The sequence below is a fragment of the Nocardia sp. NPDC059228 genome (assembly GCF_042754245.1).
Lineage (GTDB): Bacteria > Actinomycetota > Actinomycetes > Mycobacteriales > Mycobacteriaceae > Nocardia.
The window spans coordinates 1-18,497 of record NZ_JBHZAL010000064.1 but is presented as its reverse complement, the minus strand read 5'-3'; the positions used below and the strand labels follow the sequence as shown (position 1 = coordinate 18,497).

Genomic DNA, 18,497 nt, shown 5'->3' with positions numbered 1-18,497 from the left:
CCACGATCCATGTCGCTGTCATCAACCAATGGCTCGGGCAGTAGTGAGGGCGGGCCACACGCCCGCCCTATCAACTTCGAGACAGGCCCTAGCCCGCGGAACACCGCCGGTCCGCGAAAACCCGGGGCCCGCCGATCGATTCGATCGGCGGGCCCCGGTCGGCGCGCCTCAGGCGAGGTAGCGGGCGATGCTCTCCGCGACGCAGGCGGGCTTGTCCTGCCCCTCGATCTCGACGGTGACCGTCCGCACGGCCTGCACGCCGCCCGGGATGTCGGTGACGGCGTCGAGGGTGAAGCGCCCGCGGATGCGGCTGTCCACCGGCACCGGATTGATGAACCGAACCTTGTTGAGCCCGTAGTTGATCGCCATGTTCGCGGCGCTGACGGTCATGACCTGCGCGGTCATCGGCACCACCAGCGACAGGGTGAGGAACCCGTGGGCGATGGTGCGCCCAAAGGGTCCGGCGGCGGCGCGGGCGGCGTCGACGTGGATCCACTGGTGGTCGTCGGTGGCGTCGGCGAAGGTGTCGATGCGCCGCTGGTCGACGGTGATCCAGTCGCTGACACCGATTTCGGTGCCGGCGGCGGCGCGCAGGTCGTCGAAGTCGCTGAAGTCGATCATGCGGTGTTCCTCGCGCTAGGCGTAGCGCTGCTTCAGTTCGCGCTTGAGGATCTTGTGGGTCGGCCCCATGGGCAGTTCGGTGACGAACTCGACGCGGCGCGGGTACTTGTACCGCGCCACATGCTCTTTCGCGTAGTCGATGACGTCCTCCGCGGTGAGCGGCCCGGACGGCACGACGACCGCGAGAATCTCCTCGCCGTAGTTCTCGTCCGGCACACCGATGATCGCCACCTGCGCGATGTTCGGGTGCCGCAGCAGCGCGGCCTCCACCTCGGTCGGGTACACATTGAACCCGCCGCGGATGATCATTTCCTTGATCCGGTCCACGATGCGCAGGTAGCTCTGCTCGTCCTTGATGCCGAGGTCGCCGGTGCGGAACCAGCCGTCCACCATGACCTCCGCGGTGGCCTCGGGCTTGCCGGTGTAGCCATTGAACACATTGTGGCCACGCACCACGACCTCTCCGATGGCGCCGGACGGCAGGAGTTCGATGCGGTCGCGCACCTCGGCGGCGGCGATCTCGACGTCGACGCCCCACACCGGGTGCCCGACGGTGCCGATCTGCGGGCCGAGCAGCGGCTGGTTCACCGTTGCGGTGGGCGAGGTTTCGGACAGGCCGTAGCCCTCGAGGATGTGCGAGCCGAAGACCTTCTCGAACTCCTCGATGGCGACCGGCGGCATGGCCGCGCCGCCGCTGATGCACAGCCGCAGCTTCGGCAGTTCCGCCGCGCCGCCCTCGGCCGCGTCGAGCAGCCCGTGGTACATGGTCGGCACACCATGGAAGGTGTTGATGTTCTCCTTCACCATGAGCTCGAGCGCCTGTGCCGCATCGAATCTCGGCAGGAGCACCAGGGTCGCGCCGAGCCGCCAGTGCGAGTTCATCGAGACGGTCTGCCCGAACACGTGGAACAGCGGCAGCGCACCCAGGGCGATGTCCTCGCGCTTGACCTCGTTGGCGTCGAAGGCGTTCACCGTCGCGCACATGACCATATTGAGGTGGCTGAGCTCCGCGCCCTTGGGGCGGCCGGTGGTGCCGCTGGTGTAGAACACCACCGCGGTGTCGAGCGGGCTGCGCGCCACATACGCCGGAATCGCCTCGCCGGAAAGCTCTTTCGGGCTCAGGCAGTCGATGCCGGCCCGGCCGGCCGCCTCCTTGCCGACGGCCTCCACCATCGGATGGCAGATCATGACCTTGGCCCCGCTGTCACGCAGCACGTATTCCGCCTCGTCCGCGGTGAGCAGCAGGTGTACCGGCACCACGGTCGCACCCGCGGCCAGGATGGCGAAGTACGCGCGCGGGAAATCAGCGGTATTGGGCCCCATGAGCGCGACCCGGTCGCCCGGACGCACCCCGAGTTCGATGAGGGCACCGGCCTGTTCGCGGGCCTGCCGCCACAGGTCGCGGAAGGTGATGCGCTGGTCGCCCTCGATCAGGGCGATGTGGTCGGGTCGCCGCCACGCTGGTTCGGCGAGGATGCCGGCCAGGGAGAGAGTCGCGTTCATCGATACCTCGGTTCGATCGGTTGGTCAGAGACCCATGTCCTTGGCGATGATCATCTTCATGACTTCGCTGGTGCCGCCGTAGATCCGGTTCACGCGGTTGTCGGCGTAGAGGCGGGCGACCGGGTACTCGTTGATGAAGCCGTAGCCGCCGTGGAGCTGCAGGCAGCGGTCGATGACGCGATGCGCGACCTCGGTGCAGAAGAGCTTGGCGGAGGCGGCATCCGCCGGGGTCAGGGTGCCCTCGTCGAGGGCCTCGAGGCCGCGGTCCACCACGGCCTCGGCCGCGTCCACCTCGGCCTGGCAAGCGGCGAGTTCGAACTTGGTGTTCTGGAATGCCGCGACCGGCTGACCGAAGACGTTGCGCTGCCGGGTGTATTCCTTGGCGAAGCGGATCGCGGCCTTGGCCTGCGCGTACGCGCCGACGGCGATGGACAGCCGCTCCTGCGGGAGGTTCTGGCCCAGGTAGGAGAAACCCTTGTGCTGCTCGCCGAGCAGGTCCTCGACCGGCACCTCGACATCGGTGAAGTTGAGCTCGGCGGTGTCGGAGACCTTGAGGCCCAGCTTGTCCAGCTTGCGGCCGACGCTGTAGCCCGGGGACTTGGTGTCAACCACGAACAGCGAGATGCCGTGGCGGCGATCGGTGTCGCCGGGCGGGGCGGTGCGGGCGCAGACGATGACGCGGTCGGCGAGCACGCCGCCGGTGATGAAGGTCTTGGACCCGTTCAGCACGTAGTGCGTGCCGTCTGCGGAAAGCTTTGCGGTGGTGCGCATTCCGGCCAGGTCGGAGCCGGTGCCGGGCTCGGTCATGGCGATGGCGAACATGATCTCGCCGGTGACGAAGCCGGGCAGCCAGCGCTGCTTCTGCTCCTCGGTCGCGAGATTCTTGATGTAGGGCAGGCACAGTCCGACGTGCACGCCCGAGCCGCCGAAGGACACCGCGGCGCGGGCACATTCCTCCATGAGGATGGCCTGGAACTTGAACGACTCGATGCCCGCGCCGCCGTACTGCTCGGGCACCTCGATGCCGAAGACGCCGAGTTCGCCCAGCTTGTAATAGAAGTCGCGCGGCGCGATACCGGCGGCGTACCACTGCTCGTAGACGGGCACGACCTCGGCTTCGATGAACGCGCGCACGGTCTCGCGGAAGGCGTCGTGGTCCTTGTCGAAAACTGTTCTCCGCATGGGGAAGATCTCTCCGGACTAGAGGCGGCGGCCGCCGTCGACGTAAATGGTCTGGCCGGTGACGAACGAGGCGTCGTCGGAGACCAGGAAGGACACCACGTTCGCGATGTCGGCTGGCTCGCCGACCCGGCGCAGCGGGGTGATCTTGGCGGCCTCGGCGCGGAACTCCTCCGGCGAGACGCCCACGCGCGCGGCGGTGGCATCGGTCATCTCGGTGACGATGAAGCCCGGCGCGACGGCATTCACATTGATGCCGAACGGGCCCAATTCCATGGCGAGCGTGCGGGTCAGGCCCTGGATGCCCATCTTGGCGGCGGAGTAGTTGGCCTGGCCGCGGCTGCCCAGCGCGGACACGCTGGAGGTGTTCACGATCTTGCCGGACTTCTGCTCCACCATGTACTTCTGCGCTTCCCGCGAGCACAGGAACGTGCCCTTCAGGTGCACGGACATGACGATGTCCCAGTCGTCCACGGACATCTTGAACAGCAGGTTGTCGCGCAGCACGCCGGCATTGTTGACCAGCACGTCGACCGAACCCAGTTCCGCGGCAATGCGTTCGAACGCGGCGGCGACCTGCGCCTCGTCGGTGACATTGCAGCCCACCGCGATGGCCGTGCCGCCCTGGGCGGCGATGGCGTCCACGGCGTCCTTGCAGGCGGCCTCGTCGAGATCGACGATGGCGACGGCGAAGCCGTCGGCGGCCAGGCGGGCCGCGGTGCCCGCGCCGATTCCGCGGGCCGCACCGGTCACGACTGCGACTTTCGACATGACTGAATCTCCCTGTCTGTGAATGACGTTCAGAGGAAGGCGTTCACGCCGGTGAGGGCGCGCCCGATGAGCAGTTTCTGGATCTGGCTGGTGCCCTCGTAGAGGGTGAGCACGCGGGCGTCGCGCAGGTACTTCGACACCGGGTACTCGTCGATGTAGCCGTATCCGCCGAACACCTGGATGGCATTGTTGGCGGCCTTCACCGCGGCCTCGCTGGCGAACAGCTTGGCGACCGAGGCCTCGGTGCCGAAGGGCTTGTCCTTCCCGACCAGGTCGGCGACCCGCCAGGTGAGCAGCCGCGCCGCCTCGACATCGACGGCGATATCGGAGATGAGTTCCTGGACCAGCTGATAGGAGGCGATCGGCTTGCCGAACTGCTCGCGTTCCCGAGCGTATTTCACGGCGGCCTCCAGGCAGCCGCGCGCGACGCCGACACACCCCGCGGCCACCCCCATGCGGCCCTTGTCCAGCGCGGCCATGGCGATCTTGAAGCCTTGGCCGAGCTCGCCGAGCCGGTTGGCATCGGGCACCCGCACCTGGTCGAGGACGAGTTCGGCGGTGGCCTGGCCGCGCAGGCCGAGCTTGCCCTTGATCTCGGTGCGCGCGAAGCCCGGGGCGTCGGTGGGCACCAGGAAGGCGGTCACGCCCTTGGGGCCGGGGCCGCCGGTGCGGGCGAAGATGATGGCGACATCGGCCCAGGTGCCGTTGGTGATGAACATCTTGGTGCCGGAGAGCAGCCAATCATCGCCGTCGGCAACGGCTTTGGTGGTGAGGCTGCCCGCGTCGGAGCCGGTGCCGGGTTCGGTCAGGCCGAAGCAGCCCAGTGACTGCCCGGCGCACAGGCGCGGCAGCCATTCCCGCTTCTGGGTCTCGGTGCCGTAGGTCTTGATCGACTTGGCCACCAGGCCGAGCGAGACGGACACGATGCCGCGCACCGAGCTGTCGCCGCGGCCGAGTTCCTCGAGCAGGACGCAGTAGTCCAGGGCCGTGCCGCCGGAGCCGCCGTACTCCTCCGGGATCTCGATGCCGAGGAAGCCCATCGCACCGAGCTTGCCGACGATCGCGGTATCGACCGCCTCGGCCCGATCCCAGGCGGCCGCGTGCGGAACGACCTCTTTGTCCACCCAAGCCCGGGCCAGCTCGCGCAGTTCGCGCTGCGACTCGGCGAGTTCGAAGTCCATGGTTGCGATAGCTCCTAACCAAACGTTGTTAGGTTTATGACCCGAAGTTATCCTAACAGTGTTCGGTTGATCAAGGTCCGAGTGATAAGTTCGACGTCCGCCGGGGGATCGCCGAGGTCTTCCATCGAAGGAGGTGAGCCGGATGGCCAGGCCGAAGGTGCCGCTGCTGAGCCGCGAACGGATTCGCGACGCGGCCCTGACCCTGATCGATCGCGACGGGCTCGCCGAGCTGTCCATGCGCAAACTCGCCGCCGAACTGGGTGTGCAGGCCGCCTCCCTCTACACCCACTACCCCACCAAGGACGCTGTCCTCGACGACATCGCGGGCGGTCTCATGGCGCGGGTCGATGCGTCGGCCTTCAACAAGGGCTGGCGGGCCGGCCTCACCTCGTGGGCCCACTCCTACCGCGACGCCCTGGTCCGGCACCCCAACTTCGTCGCCTACCTGGCCGCCGGACCCGGCACCCGCGACGAGAACCTGCGCGCCGCCGACGCCGTCCACGGCGGCCTGGTCTCCGCGGGCTGGCCCCCGCGCGACGCCACCATGATCGGCGCGGCCACCCGTTACCTGGTCATGGGCGCCACCATGGGCTCGTTCTCCCGCGGTTTCGTCGACGACGTCCAGGTCTACCGCGACCGCTACCCGCATCTGGAGCAGGCGCATCTGCTGCGCGCGAAGGCCGACGAGATCGATTCGGAGAGTTTCGAATTGGCGCTGTCGGCCTTCACCGACGGTCTGCAGTTGCGCTTCGACGCCATCGAGAAGGAGCGGGCCCGCCGGCGCCGGACCCGCTCGAACCCCCGCTCCGGCTAGGGGATGCGACCCGCCGACGTTTCACTCAGCGGGACAGTTCTGGTCAATTGTCCGAATTTGCTGCGGAAGTGCCGAACCCCGGCTAGGTTGCCGCGCATGTCTCGAACTCGTGCAATGGTGGCCGCCGCCGCGCTGGCCGCACTCCCGCTGGCCACGGCCGCCCCGGCAACGGCCGCACCCGTGGTGAACAAGGTCGTGGTGATCGGCATCGACGGCACGCTGTGGAGCGAGGTGCAGGCGGCCAATGCCCCGAACCTGGGCCTGCTCGCGGCCCAGGGCACCCTGGCGCGGACCTCCATCGCCCCGCACACCACCATGTCGTGCGTCTCCTGGGCGACGGCCTTGACCGGGGTGTGGGATACCAAGCACGGCATCAAGGACAATGACTCCACCTGCACCCCTGCGCCTTTCGCACAGTATCCGACGGTGTTCACGCAGCTGGAGCGCGCGAAGCCGAGCCTGGCCACCGCGTCCCTGGGTACCTGGGACAAGATCGGCATGATCGCCCGGACCGGAAATCCCGCGGCGGACAGGGTGTCCGTGACGCAGGTCGATCCGACCGGCGCGGGAGTGTGTGAGACGACCGCGGATTCGAATGCCGCGGCGGAGGTGGTGTCCGCCATCACCGACGACGGAACGGATTTCGTGTTCACCCACCTCGATCAGGTCGATATCGTCGGCCACACCCTGCGCGGCATCTGGCCGCAGGCGTACCGGGATGCCATCGGCCGGGTGGACGCGCTGGTCGGCAAGATCACCAAGGCGGTCGACGACCGCGCCCGTACGCACGCCGGCGAGCGCTGGACGATCCTGGTGACCACGGACCACGGGCACAAGCCCGAGGGCGGCCACGGTGGTCAGAGCGCCTACGAGACAGCGAGTTTCATGATCGCGCGCGGGCCGGACTTCGCCGCGGGCGCGCAGAACAACGGCTACACCCTGGCCGACATCACCCCGACGGTGCTGGACCTGCTGGGTTCACCGGCGGATCCGAACTCCGACGGCCGCTCGGTGCGACTCGGCGGTTCCGGTGATCCCGCTGCGACACCGCCGAACACACCCGCCATCGACTCCGGCATCACCGGTTCGTCCTCGGGCTCGGCGCAAATGCTCATGGTCAACAATCCGCTCTGCCTGGTGGCCAGCGGCTCGGCCGGTGGGTCCTTCGGCAAGTAACCGGTCGGAGCGCCACCGCTCGACAAGGAGCGGGCCCGCCGTCGGCGGGCCCGCTCCTGCCCTCGACCCCCACCGCCGTGGCGCCCCGGAATCCACTCACTCCTACGGTTGAATTCCAGCCTGTGGAGCCCAAAGCGAAGCGCCTGCTATTCCTCACCGCCGCGATCATCCTCGCCGCATCCACCTACACCTACGCCCTCTCCCCCGGCCACTACGGTGCGGCAATCGCCCTCGGCGCAGTCCTGACCATGTTCTTCGTCGGCAAGGCCATGAACTAGTCCCGGCCCCCGCACCTACTTCGGCGCGACCAACTCCAGTGCGATGTTGTCCGGGTCCCGGAACTCCAGGATGTAGCTGACGCCGATGTCCTTGATGTCCTCGTGCACGACCCCGCAGGCATCGAGATGCGCCGCGGCGGCCTCCAATTCGGCCAGTGAACCGACCGGGAAGGCGAGATGGTCGAGACCGACCCGGTCCTCGTCGAACCGATCGGTTCCGACCGGCCGCAGACCGATCAGCCCCTGCGCCATCCGGTAGATCACCCCACCGTCCAGGAAGCTCAGCCGCTGCCGTGTTTCGTCGTCCGCATCGGCCGCGATCTCCAGCGCCACCGGCCACCCGAAGACCGCATCGTAGAAGGCTCTCGACCGCCCGATGTCACCCACGGTGAGCCGGATATGCGCAACAGACTCCACAGAGATCGCCATGTGGCCGATGCTGGCATACCGCGGCCCTACTCGCTGGTTCGACACCGCGCGGCTGCTCAGGCGAGGTACGCTCGCGCGTCCTCGTAACCGGCCTCCTCGGGAGCGTCGGCGGGGCCGTAGATCAGGTGCAGCACACCGGATTTGAACGGCGCGGCCGACAGCAGCCGCAGCGGGATGGGAGTGCCCTCGTCGAAGAGCCGCAGGCCGTCGCTGCGCAAGGCGATGGGGTGCACGAACAGATGCAGTTCGTCGATGAGCCCGGCCGCCAGCAGCTGGCGCACGATCGAGGTCGAGCCGCTGAGCGAGATGTCGCCGCCCGGCTCGGCTTTGAGGGCGGCCGCGGTCGCAACCAGATCACCGCGGTGCTGTTCGGAATTGCGCCAGGTGAAGTCGAGTTCACGACGGGAGAACACGATCTTGCGCAGATCGCCGAGCGCCTTCGCGAAACCTGCGTCCTCGGCTCCGGCAGCCTCGCGTTCGGGCCACGCGCCGGCGAACGAGTCGTAGGTGACGCGGCCGAACAGCAGGGTGTCGGCGGTGGCGACCAGGGCCGAGACGGCCTCGCCCATCTCGTCGTTGTAGTAGGGGAAATGCCAGTCCTGCGGGTCGGCGACGATGCCGTCGAGGGAGATGAACAGTCCTGCGGTGATCTTGCGCATCGGTGTGCTCCTTGCGAATGGGTCAGGGTGGGCCGCGCGGTTACCCATAGGACGGGGCGACCGTCCCGGATTCATCGGCCGGGCCGCTGCCACTGCGCTGCCCTTCACCCATTACGCTGTGGCACAACCGAATCCACCGCTCGTACGGTTGGGAACGAGTCAGTGGGAGTCTGCGGTGAAGCGCTTTCTTTTCGTGATCATGACGATCGTCGTCGCCGCCTCCACCTATGACTACGGCCGTTCGGCCGGCCACTACGGAGTGGTCGTGGTGATGGGCATCGTCCTCACGCTGTTCCTGATCGGGAAGACCATGGAATAGCGGTATCTCCCTCAGGCGGAGGCTGCCGACGAGCCCGGGGCGGGGGCAGGGTGGTCCGGGCGGTCACGGCCGTCGGCTGCCGGGCGCAGTTCGACGCAGCATTCACCGGGAGCCGGAGCCAGGACGGCTTCGACGCTGTTCGCACCCAGGCCGTCGAGGATGCCGGAGAGGTAGGCGTGGTTGAGGGTGCAGACGAGTTCGGGGGCGGAGGCGGCGAGGGGGTGGAAGGGGCAGTTGTGCAGGCGGATGCAGGACGGGGTCGGTCGGCCGGGTTCGAAGCCCTGGCCGGACAGTAGGGCTTGGAGGAGGGTGAGGGCGCGTTCGGGGCCGAGGCGGCCGGGTTTGCGGAGGTCGCGTTCGGCGGCGCCGAGGGCGGTGCCGCGCTCGGTGGCGACGCGGACGGCAACGTCCCGGGCGGTCTCGTCCGCGCCCTCGCTGAGCACCGCGCTCATCAGGATTTCGGCCAGAACCTCGTACCGGCGCTCCGGAATGCTCACGCGCACTTCGGTTTCGGCGGGTTCGTAGACCTTGGGGGCGCGGCCGACACGGCGGCGGGCGCCGACGGCCTCGTAGCGGGCGCGCAGCAAGCCCGCGTCGACGAGCTTGTCCAGGTGGAAGGCGGCGAGTTTGCGGGAGATGCCGACCTCGGCGGCGGCCTCGTCGCGGGTGACGGGGCGGCGGGCACGGCGGACGTACCAGTACATGCCGCGGCGCAGGTCGTCATCGAGAACGGCGACGGCACCGATAGCGGAAGTGCTGGTCACATGACCACATTAGCGCCGATCGCGTTGACCGAAAAGGAGTGGGTACTCCGCCAGCGTGTAGTCCTTGACCCGGCCGAGTAATTACGCCAAGAATTATTTCCTTAATTAAAGGCTGGTTGGGAGGTTGTCGTGACCGCTGATCCGCAGCAGGCCGAGCCAGATCCACGCCAGGCCAAGCGCCCGGTGAGCGCGGCGCTGGCCGGGCCGTACGGCCATCCGTTCCACCCGATCCTGGTCACCGTGCCCATCGGAACCTGGGTGGCGAGCCTGATCTTCGACCTCGCCTCACACCTGGTCGGCGATCCGGAGTTCCTGGCGCGTGGCGCACTGTGGCTGATCGCCATCGGCGTGCTCGGCGCACTCGCGGCGGCCACCGTCGGATTCCTGGACTTCCTGGCCATTCCGGCCGGCACCCCCGCCTTCCGCACCGGTCTGCTCCACCTGAGCCTCAACCTCGCGGTGACCGTCGCCTTCGCACTGGATTTCGTCTGGCGGCGAGCCGAGGGCACGCACGGTCCGGTGCCATGGGGCCCGCTGCTGCTGTCCGTGGCAGCCCTCGCGGCCCTGACCGTATCCGGTTATCTCGGCGGCAAACTCGCCTATCGCTACGGCGTCCGGGTGGCCGACGAGACCACCCAGGCCACGGGTTTCCAGCGCTGAATCCCCCGCCCCCTCTCTCGACAGGAGTTGATCATGGCCATCGCGGCACTCATCACCTGGCTGCTCACCGCGGCCGGCGGTTTCGTTCTACTCGGCACCTGGATCGCCAAAGGCGGTGTCCAGCAACGGAGTTCCAGCCATCTGCCCCGGCCCGTCATCTTCGGCCACTTCCTGCTGGCCGTGGCCGGGCTGGTGCTGTGGATCATCTACCTGGTGGTCAGCACCAAGGCCGTTGCCTGGGTCGCCTTCGCGCTGCTGATTCCGGTGGCGCTGCTCGGCTTCTTCATGCTGCTGCGCTGGCTGCCGGTCTATCGGGGCCGGACAGGCGGCATCCTGTCGTCCACACCACCCGAACACCACTTCCCCGTCATCGTCGTGGGCGGGCACGGCGTCTTCGCCGTCGTCACCGTGGTGCTGGTCCTGCTCACCGCACTGGGTGTCGGCGCGAGCTGACCTCGGCGACGAGTCGGCCCCGGAAAAGCAGTGAGCCCCGAGCCGGAATCGACTCGGGGCCCGGGGCTTTCGCAGGTTACTTCAAGCGGAGGCTGCCGAACAGGCCTTCCTTCTCGTCGTTGGGGCCCGCGGTGAAGTAGAGGGCATCGGCGTCGCCGAGGCTCTCACCATTGCCGAACATGAGGCCCCAGAGGCCCTCGATCTCGGCGGGCTTGCCATCGGCGTCGCGCAGGTAGTCGACGAACTTGCCGGACTGGTCGTCGAGGGCCAGTATGTGGCCCGCGCCGCCGAAGTTGCCGACCAGCAGCTTGCCCGACAGCGGGCCGAAGCCCTGCGGGGCGATGGTGACGGCCCACGGCGCGTTGAGGCGGCTGTCGGCGTCGAGGGTGCGAACCAGCTTGCCGCTCTTGTCGAATTCGGCGACCTGGCCCTTCTTGGCCTTGTTGCCGGCGTTCTTCTCCTGGTCCTTGTCGAGCTTGTCCTCTTCGCCGGCCTTCAGCTTGTTCGGGTCGCCGCCCTCGGACTGGGTGACGGCATAGGTGACGAAGACGCGGTCGCCGACGGTGGCGACATTGAAGGGGGCCGGGTCGCCGACCTTCACCTTCTTGCCCTTGGACGCGTCGGCCGGGTCGATGGCGTCACCGGTGGCGAACGGGTTGGCGAAACCGGTGGTGGGCACCAGCTTCCAGTCCTTGTCGAAGGTGCGGACCTGCGGGTCCTTGCCGAAGTCGGCGGCCAGCAGCTTGGAACCGGACGGGTCCAGGGCGATGCCCTTGAACTTCATGCCCGCCGCGGTGCCGTCGTATTCGAGCACGGCCGGGCCGTCGTGGCGCACGATGGCGCCGCCCGCGCCCTGCTCGGTCCAGCCGGAGATCTTGCCGGAGTCGGTGGCGAAGATGAATCGCGCGGAGCCGGTGAGCTTCTCGTCCTTGCCGTCGTAGCTGACCGGCTGGTCCTTCACCGCGAAGATGTCGGAGGTGATGGGAGCCGGATTGAAGACGACGCCGGTGGTCTTGCCTTCGCTGTCGTCGCCGTCGTCGTCGGGGATGGAGTCCGCGCCCGGGATGGTGACCAGCTTCAGCGGGTCCTGGAACATCTTCTGGTACTTGGCATCCGGCGACTTGGTGACGTCACCGACGAACTGGAAGGAGTAGCCGCCCGCGCCCACCCAGAAGTGCCCGCCGGCGCCCTTGGGACGATCCGCGATGCCCCAGGCGTTGATGAACTTCGGGTCGGTGAACTGAGCCTTGTCCGACTCCTTGTTCGAAGCGATATTGACCTGGGCGTAATGGTTGCCGTCGAGCGCCTTCACGTCGTCGCTTGCCGACTTCGAATTGCTGCATGCCGCCGCGACCACCAGCGCCGCCCCCAGTGCCGATACACGCAGCAGGGTCTTGCGCACCGGCGGCATGCCGCTCGAGCGTCCGTTCATCTCAGGTCCTTCCAGCAAACGCCCAGGTGCGGCGTTAGGTGATGCTAACCATAACTGGAAGAATCGGTGGTGCCGTTAGGGGACCCTCATTTCCATTCGGAAACGACATCTCCGCTGGCCCAGGGCGCATTGAGCAGTTTTCGGGCGGCCTCGGAGCCATCCAGAGCCCGGGTGATCCGCTGCGCGATCCGCCAGCCGTCGGAGGTGCGGGCCAGACGGAAGTGATTCGCCCCGGCCCGCCACACGAAGAATCCGCCGTCCCGCCGCCGGACCAGCAGCGACTCGCACACCGCCGCCGCGGTGTCCCCGTCCACGGTGACTGCCACGGGACCCAGGAAGTGCGCCGAACCGGCCGCGATGAGCGATTGGTGCGCCTGCGATTCGACCATGTCGCGGACCTGCCCGCGATCGCGCATGTGCCAGCCCTCGACGTCGTATTCGCCGTCCTGGGTCCACAATTCGGCGACCGCCTCGGCGGCCCCGGCATCGACCAGCGGGCCGTAGGAGGCGATCAGACGGGTGATGGCCAGCTCGTCCTCGACCCGGCGCAGCCGGTCCTCGAGCACGGCGAGACGCTCTTCGATCATGGAAATCCTTCTGCTACAGGAGATGACGGTCGACCAGATCGCGCAACGCGGCGAGCTGATCGCAGTAGTGGGCGGCATCGGTGGCCCGGACCGTGCAGGTGAGGTGGGTCGCCCCGGCCGCCCGCAGCGCTGCCAGCCGGCGCAGGGAATCCTCGGCGTTCCCCCGCGGATCCAACGGCACGCCGGGCGAGAGCACCACATCGAAACCGTCGGGCACGGTCACCGTGGCCAGCAGTTTCGCGATCTGGTCGGCGGGCAGGCCGAACGGCACCCAGCCGGTGCCCAGCGACACCGCGCGGCGCAGCGAGCGGCGAGTGCGCCCGCCCACCCAGATCGGCACGGTGGTGGCGGTGGCGTGCGGCTCCAGCACGAAGCCTTCGACATCGCGGCGCCCCCAGGCCCGGCGCAATCGGGTCAGCGCCGCATCGGCCCGCGCGCCCCGGTCCTCCCAGGCCGCGCCGAGCAGAGCGAATTCCTCTGCGAGAGAGCCCACTCCGACCCCGAGCACCACCCGGCCGCCGCTGAGCCGGTCGAGGGTGCCGTAGCTCTTGGCCAGCGCCAGCGGATGGTGGTAGCCCAGCACCAGCACCGAGGTGGCGAGCCGGATCCGGGTGGTCTGCGCCGCCAGGTACGACAGTGTGGCCAGCGGGTCCCAATAGGTCGCGCCGCGCACCGAGGCGGCCGCCGCGGGCACGCCGACGTGGTCGGAGCAGGTGAGGTGGTCGAAGCCGAGTTCGTCGGCGGCCGTGGCGATCCGGGTCAGGTCCTCGGGGCCCGCGGTGGCCTCCCAGGGCGAGGCGACGCCGGGCACCTGCACCACGATCGGTGTGGACAGACCGAGCCGGATACTCATCGCACCGTCCGTTCCGGCAGACCCATGAGCCGCCGCATGCCCTTGTCGGCGCGCAGCACGGCGGCGGCCCGATCCGGGTCATTGCGCTGGGCGGCTCCCGCCTCGTTGCCGGACATGATGTGCACCGGCCCGTGCCCGAGCCGCGAAAGTCCTTCGCGCGCCACGTCATCGGGCTCGGACACCGTCATTCCCGGCACGGTGAAGTCGAGTCCGACGCGTTCCATGGCCGGCGTCCGGGTCACGCCGAGCACCAGTTCGAGCACATCCACCCCGTACTCGCCGAGCTCCAGCCACAGGCTCTCGGCGAAGATCCGCCCGAACGCCTTGACCCCGCCGTACACGGTGTGATGCTGCGAGCCCAGATACCCGGCCAGCGACCCGACCATCAGAATCCCGCCTCGTCCACGGGTTTTCATGGCGCGCCCGAAGTGATGGATCAGTCCGAGCGGCGCGGTGATGTTCAAATCGATGACCTGCCCGAACGCGGTCAGATCCCCATCCACGAAGGGCGCGCTGTGGGTATTGGCCCCGGCATTGAGAACCAACAGGCCGACCTCCACGTCGGCGACCGCGGCGACGATCTCGCCCACCGCATCGGCAGCGGTCAGATCGATTGCGAGCGTGCGCACCTCGACCCCCAGCTCCCGGCATTCCGCGGCCGTCGCCGCGAGCGGTTCCACCCGCCGCGCCACCAGCAGCAGCGCGATCCCGGCCCCGGCGAGCTCCAACGCGAACGACCGCCCGACCCCCTCCGATCCCCCGGTGATGACCGCCCACGGCCCATAACGCTGCGGGTCCACACCGTTCATCGCTACTTCCTCACCTGTGAGATCGAACTCGGTCTCTTCCAGTTCTACAAACTTCCGCCCGGAAAAACTAGAGTGAATTCTAGTTATCGGACAGAAGGTGGTTTCATGCCGCGCATTCAGGACTCTCGCGCCCCCGGCCGCGTCTCGACGGCCCGGCAACTGGAGCGGCAGCGCGCGATCCTGCGCGCGGCCGCCCGACTGGGCGCCGAACACGGCCTGGAGCGGGTGCAGATGAGCGAGGTCGCGCAGTCCGCGGGGGTCGCGCTGGGCACGCTGTACCGGTACTACCCGTCCAAGAACCACCTGTTCGCGGCGGTCCTCGATGGGGCGGTCCGCGAATTGCCGCACCCCGCAGCGGTTCCCGGCGACCCGGTCACCGGTGCGACCGAGTTCCTGAGCCGTGCGATCGGCGAGCTGCTGCGCCACCCCCTGCTGGCCCGGGCGATGATGGTGTCGATGAACGCGGTGCGCGCCGAAGGCCACGCCCTGCCCCACGATCCGTCGTCCCCCGAGACGGCGTCCGCCGCCGCAGCTCTGGTCACGGATCAGGTGATGCCCGAACGCATCCTGGCCGCCGCGGGCATCACGAACCCTGCCGACGAGGACCATCGCCTGGCACGTCTGCTGGAGCAGTGCGTCTACGGCATCCTCACCTGGACCATCGCGGGCCGCCTGACCATCGACCAAGCCCTCGCCGACGTCCACCGCGCCTGCGAACTCCTCCTCGCCCCCTGGCGATCGGCACGATGAGCGGCGAACCCGGAGGCGACCACCGTTTTACGATCCCTGCCACGACCACGCTCGTCGTATTCCCGAGCCTGTCCCCTTTCGGGCCGAATGTCATAGGCCGCGGCGCGCGGACGAACGTGGTGTTCCACGCCGCGGAATTCTCTGCCCCGCAGTTCCAGTCACCGAGACCCCATGGAGGAGTTTCATCCACTCTTCCAGTCAGTGAAATCGTCTGTGCGGCATGGGTTTTTCCACCGCTATAACGGGAAATGTGCGGGATCGGCCCCGATGACGGGGCCCGTGAGTTGGTGTTCCGCATTCACACCGAGCGAGGACGGTACCCATGACAACGATGCGTGACGAATTCCGCCGGGTCGAAGCCGAACCGGCACCGGCCCGCTTCGCGCGAGGCTGGCACTGTCTGGGGTTGGTGCGCGATTTCGCCGACGGCAAGCCGCATTCCATCCGGGCGTTCGGGACCAAGCTGGTGGTCTTCGCCGGAGCGGACGGAACACTGAATGTGCTGGACGCCTACTGCCGGCACATGGGCGGGGATCTGTCCGACGGTGAAGTCAAAGGCGACGAGATCGCGTGCCCGTTTCACGACTGGCGCTGGGGCGGGGACGGCCGCTGCAAGCAGATTCCCTACGGCCGCCGCGTTCCGCCGCTGGCACGTACCCGAGCGTGGAAGACGCTGCAGCAGGACGGGATGCTGTTCGTGTGGAACGACCCCGAGGGCAATCCGCCGCCGCCGGAGGTCGCCATTCCCCGCATCGAGTCGGCCGGCAGCGAAGGGTGGACCGATTGGCACTGGTACACCACCGTCGTCGACACCAACTGCCGTGAAATCGTCGACAACATCGTCGATATGGCGCACTTCTTCTACGTGCACGGCTCGTTGCCCACCTACTTCCGCAACGTGTTCGAAGGGCATGTGGCGACCCAGTACTTCGACAGCGGAGCGCGGGCGGATCTGCCGGGGCCGGTCGGCGAGCCGAAGCTGCTCGGCACACAGTCGGTCGCCTCGTACTACGGACCCTCGTTCATGATCGACGACCTGCTCTATCGCTATGAGAACGGCGACCACAAAACAGTTTTGATCAACTGCCACTATCCGATCGACGCGAACTCCTTCGTCCTGCAGTACGGCATCATGGTCGAAATCCCCGCCGGTCTCGACGCCGAGGAAGCCATGGCCGGCGCCCGTGCGATGGGCGATTGGGTCAAGATCGGCTTCGAGCAGGACGTGGCGATCTGGAAACGCAAGGCGCGCATCGACAATCCGCTGCTCTGCGAGGAAGACGGCCCGGTCTACCAATTGCGCCGCTGGTATCAGCAGTTCTACGTCGACCAGGCCGATATCGAACCGGCGATGGTCGATCGATTCGAATACGAACTCGACACCACCCGCCCGGCCGAGGCCTGGAATGCCGAGGTCCGGGCCAATCTGGCCCGCGCAGCCGCCGCGCCGGTGTCATGAGCGCAGCCGCCGCGCCGGTGTCATGACCACGAATTGAGCACGCCCGCACCGGAGGTTGTCCCGGTGCGGGCGTTCGGCCGCAAGCCCAGCAGGCGTCGCCGGATATCGACCGCGGCGCTTCGCACTGCGGCCGTGGCGTTTTCGATGGACACCGACCGGGTCGAACCCGACAGCGATACCGCGGCCGGTGCGCTCTCGCACAGCCCGCCGATGGCCGCGGCCACGACCGTGACCCCCAGTACACAGCCCTGCGAGTCGACGGCGACACCGCCACGATCGTGAACCGTGCCCAGTTCCCGCGCCAGCTGTCGCGACGAGCGCACGCTGTAGCAGGTCGGCGCCTGCTGGAACGACAGTTCGGGCCACCGCTGCGGGTCGAGCCCGGCCAGCAGCGCCCGCCCCGGCGCGGTCAGGGCCGCGGCCTGGCGTGCCCCGACCGACCACCCGGCTCCCGGCCCGGGCGGTGGACCCAGTCGCTCGAGATGCAAGACGTCCGGGCCGGCCAGAATGCTCAGGTGCGCGGTCAAACTCGTGCGTAGATGTAGCGCGGTCAGCACCGGAGCCGCGGTCTCGCGCAACCGGCGCTGCGGAGCCACCTGCGCACCGAGTTCGAACATTCGCAAGCCGAGCCCGTACTCGAAACCTTCACGCTCCACCCAGCCCAGTTCCACCAGACGCCGCAGAATCCGATGCGTCGACGACCGTGGCAGTCCGGTCCGCTGTGCGATCTCCGCCAATGTCAGCGATCTCGGCCCATCGAAGGCATCGAGCAGCGACGCCACCCGATCGATCATGGCCGCCGGGGCGTCGTGAGTTCGTGTCGTCGTTGCCACGTTCCACCTACCTTCGAACACAAATGTCAGAATCTGCCATTTGTGGCAGAATATGACACACAGGGCGTGAGCGCGACCACATTGCCGGAAAAGGCAGCACCCGACCTGTTCTCCGGATTCGCGCCCGTCGCCCCGGGGGCCGCCGGTACGGCGTTACGGTAGGCGCGACCAGGAATGAGGAGGACTCGTCGTGAGCAACCCGGCCAAGGCGAAGCTGGCCAACAAGCGGGCCGAAGACCTACGCCTGACCATCGCGCTCGCGGCCCACGCCCTGTTCGTCGCCGACGGCGACACCTCCGCGACGGTCGAACGCATCTGCGAGACGGTCGGAATCGCGCCACGCACCTTCCACCGCTACTTCGCGACGAAGGAGGATGTGGTGCTCCCCCTGTTCCGTCGCAGTGAGCAGCTCGTCCGGGAGGTGCTCGCGAAGGCGCCCATCGACGCCGACCCGGCCGACGTCCTGACCCACGCATTCACCACCGAGGTCCATCAACGGCAGTCGTTCGACTTCGATCGGACCTTCATGACCCTGATGATCGACACGCCCGAATACCGGCGTCGATGGCTGGAGTGGGGCGAATGGCTCTACGAGCCCATCACCGAATTCCTCTCCGCGCGTATGGATCTCGGCACCGATCCGTTCCTGCGCGAACTGCCCGCCCAGCTGGTGGTACAGACCAGCCGCCAGGCCTATACACACTGGATCGTCAGGGCCGAGTCGACCGATTTCGCCGAGGTCGAAGCGATCATGCAGCGCGGCTTGACCGTACTGTTCGCCGGACTGAGCGCGGTGACCTCCCCGGTCGCACACCCGACGTGAGAGCCCGAGGTTGATCACGGTCGAATCGACCACGGCGAAAGACCCGCCACAGCGCGGACGGGCGGGGGGGCGGGGGGCGCCCCCCCCCCGCGGAGAATCGGTGTTGTTTGGGTGGGATTATGGCGGTGCCGGGTGATGTGTTTG

General features: G+C 68.0%; 22 protein-coding genes. 9 read left to right on the top strand and 13 right to left on the bottom strand.

Going from position 1 to position 18,497, the window contains the following annotated elements:
- Positions 1-168: 168 nt before the first annotated feature.
- The 5 genes from ACFXKA_RS41370 to ACFXKA_RS41350 are packed head-to-tail and all read right to left on the bottom strand — an operon-like array spanning position 169 to position 5,255.
- A complete protein-coding gene (locus ACFXKA_RS41370) occupies positions 169-621 on the bottom strand; it encodes a MaoC family dehydratase (RefSeq protein ID WP_379431662.1) in 453 nt (150 codons plus the stop codon).
- 15 nt (positions 622-636) lie between these two features.
- A complete protein-coding gene (locus tag ACFXKA_RS41365) occupies positions 637-2,124 on the bottom strand; it encodes a long-chain fatty acid--CoA ligase (RefSeq protein ID WP_379431661.1) in 1,488 nt (495 codons plus the stop codon).
- 24 nt (positions 2,125-2,148) lie between these two features.
- Complete coding sequence (locus ACFXKA_RS41360) at positions 2,149-3,306, bottom strand: acyl-CoA dehydrogenase family protein (RefSeq protein WP_379431660.1); 1,158 nt, start codon at positions 3,304-3,306, stop codon at positions 2,149-2,151.
- An 18-nt stretch (positions 3,307-3,324) separates the two neighbouring features.
- Positions 3,325-4,074, bottom strand: a complete 750-nt coding sequence (gene fabG / locus ACFXKA_RS41355) for a 3-oxoacyl-ACP reductase FabG (protein ID WP_379431659.1) — start codon at positions 4,072-4,074, stop codon at positions 3,325-3,327.
- A 29-nt stretch (positions 4,075-4,103) separates the two neighbouring features.
- Positions 4,104-5,255, bottom strand: coding sequence for an acyl-CoA dehydrogenase family protein (locus ACFXKA_RS41350; RefSeq protein WP_379431658.1), 1,152 nt, complete (start codon positions 5,253-5,255; stop codon positions 4,104-4,106).
- A 142-nt stretch (positions 5,256-5,397) separates the two neighbouring features.
- On the opposite strand from ACFXKA_RS41350, the gene ACFXKA_RS41345 reads away from it, so the two are divergent.
- From ACFXKA_RS41345 to ACFXKA_RS41335, 3 genes are all read left to right on the top strand, one after another.
- Positions 5,398-6,069, top strand: a complete 672-nt coding sequence (locus tag ACFXKA_RS41345) for a TetR/AcrR family transcriptional regulator (RefSeq protein ID WP_379431657.1) — start codon at positions 5,398-5,400, stop codon at positions 6,067-6,069.
- Between the two features lie 96 nt (positions 6,070-6,165).
- Positions 6,166-7,245 carry an alkaline phosphatase family protein gene (locus tag ACFXKA_RS41340; protein ID WP_379431656.1) on the top strand — a complete coding sequence of 360 codons (1,080 nt, stop codon included), beginning with the start codon at positions 6,166-6,168 and terminating at the stop codon, positions 7,243-7,245.
- A 122-nt stretch (positions 7,246-7,367) separates the two neighbouring features.
- The gene (locus ACFXKA_RS41335) at positions 7,368-7,523 is read left to right on the top strand and encodes a hypothetical protein (protein ID WP_379431655.1); all 156 of its coding nucleotides are present in this window, start codon (positions 7,368-7,370) and stop codon (positions 7,521-7,523) included.
- 15 nt (positions 7,524-7,538) lie between these two features.
- On the opposite strand, the gene ACFXKA_RS41330 is transcribed toward ACFXKA_RS41335, so the two are convergent.
- On the bottom strand, positions 7,539-7,952 hold the full coding sequence (locus tag ACFXKA_RS41330) for a VOC family protein (protein ID WP_379431654.1): 414 nt from the start codon (positions 7,950-7,952) through the stop codon (positions 7,539-7,541).
- A 56-nt stretch (positions 7,953-8,008) separates the two neighbouring features.
- Positions 8,009-8,611 carry a dihydrofolate reductase family protein gene (locus ACFXKA_RS41325; RefSeq protein ID WP_379431653.1) on the bottom strand — a complete coding sequence of 201 codons (603 nt, stop codon included), beginning with the start codon at positions 8,609-8,611 and terminating at the stop codon, positions 8,009-8,011.
- A 175-nt stretch (positions 8,612-8,786) separates the two neighbouring features.
- Here ACFXKA_RS41325 and ACFXKA_RS41320 point away from each other — a divergent pair, with 175 nt between their 5' ends.
- Entirely contained in the window at positions 8,787-8,930 is a 144-nt protein-coding gene (locus ACFXKA_RS41320; RefSeq protein ID WP_379431652.1) for a hypothetical protein, read from the top strand.
- Between the two features lie 11 nt (positions 8,931-8,941).
- Here ACFXKA_RS41320 and ACFXKA_RS41315 read toward each other — a convergent pair whose 3' ends face one another.
- Positions 8,942-9,694 (bottom strand): helix-turn-helix transcriptional regulator, encoded by a 753-nt coding sequence (locus ACFXKA_RS41315; RefSeq protein WP_379431651.1) that lies wholly within the window; start codon positions 9,692-9,694, stop codon positions 8,942-8,944.
- Between the two features lie 129 nt (positions 9,695-9,823).
- Between ACFXKA_RS41315 and ACFXKA_RS41310 the strand changes: the two genes are divergently transcribed.
- Both ACFXKA_RS41310 and ACFXKA_RS41305 read left to right on the top strand, forming a co-directional pair.
- Entirely contained in the window at positions 9,824-10,354 is a 531-nt protein-coding gene (locus ACFXKA_RS41310) for a DUF2231 domain-containing protein (RefSeq protein WP_379431650.1), read from the top strand.
- A gap of 33 nt (positions 10,355-10,387) precedes the next feature.
- Positions 10,388-10,807: a hypothetical protein gene (locus ACFXKA_RS41305; RefSeq protein ID WP_379431649.1), complete on the top strand. Its 420-nt coding sequence runs from the start codon at positions 10,388-10,390 to the stop codon at positions 10,805-10,807.
- Between the two features lie 76 nt (positions 10,808-10,883).
- Here the strand turns inward: ACFXKA_RS41305 and ACFXKA_RS41300 are convergent, their stop codons facing one another.
- The 4 genes from ACFXKA_RS41300 to ACFXKA_RS41285 form a co-directional block, all read right to left on the bottom strand.
- Positions 10,884-12,239: a TIGR03118 family protein gene (locus ACFXKA_RS41300; RefSeq protein ID WP_379431648.1), complete on the bottom strand. Its 1,356-nt coding sequence runs from the start codon at positions 12,237-12,239 to the stop codon at positions 10,884-10,886.
- Between the two features lie 86 nt (positions 12,240-12,325).
- The gene (locus tag ACFXKA_RS41295) at positions 12,326-12,826 is read right to left on the bottom strand and encodes a nuclear transport factor 2 family protein (protein ID WP_379431647.1); all 501 of its coding nucleotides are present in this window, start codon (positions 12,824-12,826) and stop codon (positions 12,326-12,328) included.
- Between the two features lie 13 nt (positions 12,827-12,839).
- Positions 12,840-13,673: a TIGR03619 family F420-dependent LLM class oxidoreductase gene (locus ACFXKA_RS41290; protein WP_379431663.1), complete on the bottom strand. Its 834-nt coding sequence runs from the start codon at positions 13,671-13,673 to the stop codon at positions 12,840-12,842.
- Between the two features lie 2 nt (positions 13,674-13,675).
- A complete protein-coding gene (locus ACFXKA_RS41285) occupies positions 13,676-14,488 on the bottom strand; it encodes an SDR family NAD(P)-dependent oxidoreductase (protein WP_379431646.1) in 813 nt (270 codons plus the stop codon).
- 105 nt (positions 14,489-14,593) lie between these two features.
- Here ACFXKA_RS41285 and ACFXKA_RS41280 point away from each other — a divergent pair, with 105 nt between their 5' ends.
- Both ACFXKA_RS41280 and ACFXKA_RS41275 read left to right on the top strand, forming a co-directional pair.
- The gene (locus ACFXKA_RS41280; RefSeq protein ID WP_354843187.1) at positions 14,594-15,238 is read left to right on the top strand and encodes a TetR family transcriptional regulator; all 645 of its coding nucleotides are present in this window, start codon (positions 14,594-14,596) and stop codon (positions 15,236-15,238) included.
- Positions 15,239-15,560: 322 nt separating this feature from the next.
- The gene (locus ACFXKA_RS41275) at positions 15,561-16,697 is read left to right on the top strand and encodes a Rieske 2Fe-2S domain-containing protein (protein WP_379431645.1); all 1,137 of its coding nucleotides are present in this window, start codon (positions 15,561-15,563) and stop codon (positions 16,695-16,697) included.
- 20 nt (positions 16,698-16,717) lie between these two features.
- On the opposite strand, the gene ACFXKA_RS41270 is transcribed toward ACFXKA_RS41275, so the two are convergent.
- Positions 16,718-17,530 (bottom strand): IclR family transcriptional regulator, encoded by an 813-nt coding sequence (locus tag ACFXKA_RS41270; RefSeq protein ID WP_379431644.1) that lies wholly within the window; start codon positions 17,528-17,530, stop codon positions 16,718-16,720.
- A 190-nt stretch (positions 17,531-17,720) separates the two neighbouring features.
- On the opposite strand from ACFXKA_RS41270, the gene ACFXKA_RS41265 reads away from it, so the two are divergent.
- On the top strand, positions 17,721-18,353 hold the full coding sequence (locus ACFXKA_RS41265; protein WP_379431643.1) for a TetR family transcriptional regulator: 633 nt from the start codon (positions 17,721-17,723) through the stop codon (positions 18,351-18,353).
- The last annotated feature ends 144 nt before the right edge of the window (positions 18,354-18,497 follow it).